The 4,514-nt window shown below is 73.2% G+C and carries 1 protein-coding gene; it reads right to left on the reverse strand.

Features of this window, described 5'->3' with window-relative positions; genetic code table 11:
* The coding region (locus B082_RS0131275; RefSeq protein WP_018555733.1) for a type I polyketide synthase at nt 1-4,514 on the reverse strand (4,514 nt) is incomplete at both ends.

The following is a 4,514-nucleotide window of genomic DNA, read 5'->3' on the forward strand; positions in this document are numbered from 1 at the left end:
TCCTCAAGCCGCGCCCGGAACGCCGGCGACGCCTCGAACAGACCCGCCGCCATACCCACCCACTGCGAACCCTGACCCGGGAACACGAACACCGTGCGGCCCGTGACCGCCTCACCCGTCACCACCGACCCGGCCGCATCACTCCCGGCCAGCGCGCCAAGGCCCGCGAGGAGCTCTTCGCGCCCACGGCCGAGCACCACGGCCCGGTAATCGAAGCGCTCACGTGAATCGACCAGAGCGGTAGCCACCGCCCCCACCGACTCCCGCGGATTGCGCTCAACGAAGCCCGCGAGCCGCACCGCCTGCTCACGCAGAGCCCGCGGACTCTTCGCGGAGACCACCCACGGCACATCCGCCGGCGCCTCCGTCTCGACCCGGGACTCCGGCTCCGGGGCCTGCTCCAGGATCAGGTGCGCGTTGGTGCCGGAGATACCGAAGGAGGAGACGGCCGCGCGGCGCGGGCGGTCCACCTCGGGCCACGGCCGCTGCTCGGTCAGCAGCTCCACCGATCCCTGCGACCAGTCCACATGCGACGTCGGATCAGTGACATTCAACGTCCGGGGAAGAACCCCCTCACGCATCGCCATGACCATCTTGATCACACCACCCACACCCGCAGCGGCCATGGTGTGCCCGATATTCGACTTCAACGAACCCAGCCACAACGGCCGGTCGACCGAGTGCTCCTGCCCGTACGTCGCGATCAGGGCCTGCGCCTCGATCGGGTCGCCGAGCTTGGTTCCGGTGCCGTGCGCGTCCACGACGTCGACGTCCGTACCCGTCAGGCCGGCGTTGGCCAGTGCCTGGCGGATGACACGCTGCTGGGAGGGACCGTTCGGTGCGCTCAGCCCGTTGCTCGCACCGTCCTGGTTNACCGCCGAACCCCGGATCACCGCCAGCACCGGGTGGCCGTTGGCCTTGGCGTCGGACAGCCGCTCCAGCAGCAGCACACCCGCGCCCTCGCCCCACGCCGTCCCGTCGGCCGCGTCCGCGAACGCCTTGATGCGGCCGTCGGTGGCCAGGCCGCGCTGGCGGCTGAACTCGGTGAACATGCCGGGCGTGGCCATCACCGAGACGCCGCCCGCGACGGCGAGCGAGCACTCTCCGCCGCGCAGGGACTGCGCGGCCTGGTGCAGGGCGACCAGCGAGGAGGAGCAGGCCGTGTCCACGGTGATCGCGGGGCCTTCGAGGCCGAGGAAGTAGGCGAGGCGGCCGGATATGACACTGGTGGTCTTGCCGGTGAGCAGCAGGCCGTCGACTCCTTCCGTGGCCTCGTGCATGAGGGAGCCGTACTCCTGGAAGAGCGCGCCTACGAACACCCCGGCCTGGCTGCCCTGGACCGACTCCGGCGGAATGCCCGCTCGTTCGAATGCCTCCCAGGCCGTCTCCAGCAGCAGGCGCTGCTGCGGGTCCATGGCGAGCGCCTCGCGCGGCGAAATCCCGAAGAAGTCGGCGTCGAACTCGGCCGCTTCATAGAGGAAGGATCCCTTGCGGACATAGCTCTTGCGGGAGCGGTCGGGGTCGGCGTCGTACAGGGCCTCCAGGTCCCAGCCGCGGTCGTCGGGCAGGTCGGCGGCTGTGCCGGCGCCTGCGGCGAGCAGTTCCCACAGTTCCTCGGGAGAGGACACCCCGCCGGGCAGCCGGCAGCCGAGGCCGATGATGGCTATGGGGTCGTCGGCGGTCCCGGCGCCGGCGGTCGCCGGGCCCTGACGGACGGCCGCCGGGGCCGCGGTCGTGTCCTCGACACCGAGCAGGCCGCGCAGGTGGGCGACCATCGCGTCCGGGGTCGGATGGTCGAAGACGGCGGTGGCCGACAGGCGCAGCTTGGTCGCCTCACCGAGGCGGTTGCGCAGTTCTACGGAGGAGAGGGAGTCGAAGCCGAGCGTCTTGAACTTGCTGTCGGAGCGGATCGACGCCGGGGAGGAGTGCCCCAGCGCGGTCGCCGCGTTGGTCCGTACGAGGTCCAGCAGGGCCCGGTCCAGGTCGCTGCCGGTGAGTCCGGCGAAGCGGTCGCCCGCGGCCCCGGCCGCGACGGCCGACGCGGCGGCCCGGCGCGCCGTACGGGCGCGGACGAGTCCGGAGAGCACGGGCGCCAGCGAGCCGCTGTCGGCCTGGGTGCGCAGCCGGGCGAGGTCGAGACGGGCCGGGACCAGGGCGGCGCCGGGGTCGGCGAGCGCCCGGTCGAAGAGGGCCAGTCCCTCGGACGAGCCGAGAGGCACCAGACCGGCCCGCGTCATGCGGGCGAGGTCGGCCTCGTCCAGGTCACCGGTGAGTTCGCTGCGCTGGTCCCAGAAGCCCCAGGCCAGTGAGGTGGCGGGGAGGCCGGCGGCCCGGCGGTGCGCGGCGAGGGCGTCGAGGTAGGTGTTGGCGGAGGCGTAGTTGGCCTGGCCGGCGCCTCCGATGGCGCCCATGACGGAGGAGAAGAGGACGAAGGCGGCGAGGTCGGTGTCGCGGGTGAGTTCGTGCAGGTGCCAGGCGGTGTCGGCTTTGGGGCGCAGGACGGTGTCGAGGCGCTCGGGGGTGAGCGCGGTGACCGTGCCGTCGTCGAGGACGCCCGCGGTGTGGACGACCGCGGTAAGGGGGTGGGCGGCGGGGACGCCGGCCAGGAGGGCCGCGAGCGCGTCCCGGTCGGCGGTGTCACAGGCGGCCAGGGTGACGGTAACGCCGAGGGCTTCGAGTTCGGCGCGCAGTGCGCCGGCCCCGGGTGCGTCGGCACCCCGGCGGCTGGTCAGGAGGAGGTGGCGGGCCCCGTACGCGGTGGCCAGGTGGCGGGCGAAGAGCGCGCCCAGGGTACCGGTGCCGCCGGTGATCAGGACCGTTCCCTCGGGGTCGAGTGCGGGCGGCACGGTCAGGACGATCTTGCCGACGTTCCGTGCCTGGCTCAGGAACCGGAAAGCTTCCGGGGCCCGGCGGATGTCCCAGGCACGGACCGGCGAGTGGTGCAGTGCGCCCGACTCGAAGAGGGCGACGATCTCGGTCAGCATGTGCCGGAACTTCTCGGGGTCCCGGTGCGCGACCTCGATCAGGTCGAACGCCTGGTAGGCCACCCCGGGATGGGCGGCGGCGACCTCGTCCGCGTCGCGGATGTCTGTCTTGCCCATCTCCACGAAGCGGCCGCCGCGCGGCAGCAGTCGCAGCGAGGCGTCCACGAACTCCCGCGCCAGGCAGTCGAGTACGACGTCCATGCCCCGGCCGTCCGTCGCCTCCCGGAACCGGTCCTCGAAATCGAGGGTGCGTGAGGAGGCGATGTGGGCGTCGTCCAGGCCGGAGGCCCGCAGCGCGTCCCACTTGGTGGGGCCGGCGGTGCCGTAGACCTCGGCGCCCAGGTGGCGGGCGAGCTGCACGGCCGCCATGCCGACTCCGCCGGCGGCAGCGTGTACGAGGAGGGTCTCGCCGGACCGCAGTCCCGCGAGTTCGACCAGGCTGTAGTAGGCGGTGCCGAAGACGATGGGCATGGCGGCCGCGTCCTCGTACGACCACTGGTCGGGGATACGTACGACGAGCCGGTGATCCACGACCGATACGGGTCCGAAGGAGCCGGGCAGCATGCCGGTGACCCGGTCGCCGACGGCCAGACCGGTGACGTCCGCCCCGGTCTCGGTGATCACACCGGCGCCCTCGGTGCCCATGGACGCCTCGCCCGGGTAGACGCCGAGCGCGATCAGCACGTCACGGAAGTTGAGTCCGGCGGCCCGGACCGCGACCCGCACCTCCAACGGCCCGAGCGGGGCGGCCGCCTCGGCACCGGTCACCAGGGTGAGGGCCTCCAGGGTGCCGCGGGCGGTGACGTCCAGGTGCCAGGGTTCGTCCCCGGCCGGCGGCAGCAGGATGTCGGCGCGCCCCGCCGCACGGGCAAGGCGCGGGACGAGCACCTTGCCCGCGCGCAGGGCGAACTGCGGCTCGCCACCGGCGAGTGCGGCCGTCAGGGCCGTGGCGGATGCCGGGTCCTCGTCGATGTCCACGAGGACGAAGCGCCCGGGGTTCTCCGTCCGGGCGGTGCGCAGCAGACCCCAGACGGGTGCGTACGCCGGTGCCTCGGGCGCGGTCGCGGCGTCCGTCGCGACGGCCCCGCGCGTCACGACGACCAGGCGGGCGTCGGCGAACCGGTCTTCGGCGAGCCACTCCTGGGCCGCGGTGAGCACTTGGTGGACGGCGGCCCGGGCGGCGTCCGGCGTGCACCGGTCGTCCGTCTCGCCCTCGGTCAGAAACAGCAGGACGTCGGTGGAGTCCCCGTCCGTCCACGCGTCGCGCAGAGCGGTGAGGTCCGCGTGACGGGTGGCCCGTACGGAAGCGGGCCCGGCCCCGACCACGACGAACGGTCGGGCGTCGGTGTCCTGGGCGGCGTGCGCCGGGGTCCAGTCCAGGTGGTACAGCGCGTCGTCGGCGCCACCGGGGCCCTGACCCAGCTGGGCGGGGGCCACCTCTCGGAGTGCGAGGGAGGTGATGGTGGCGACGGGTTGTCCGGTGGTGTCGGTGATCCGGAGGGTGATGCTGTCGGTGTGGGCGGGGGTGAT

Origin of the sequence: Streptomyces sp. ATexAB-D23 (assembly GCF_000373645.1) — a bacterium.
GTDB lineage: Bacteria > Actinomycetota > Actinomycetes > Streptomycetales > Streptomycetaceae > Streptomyces > Streptomyces castrisilvae.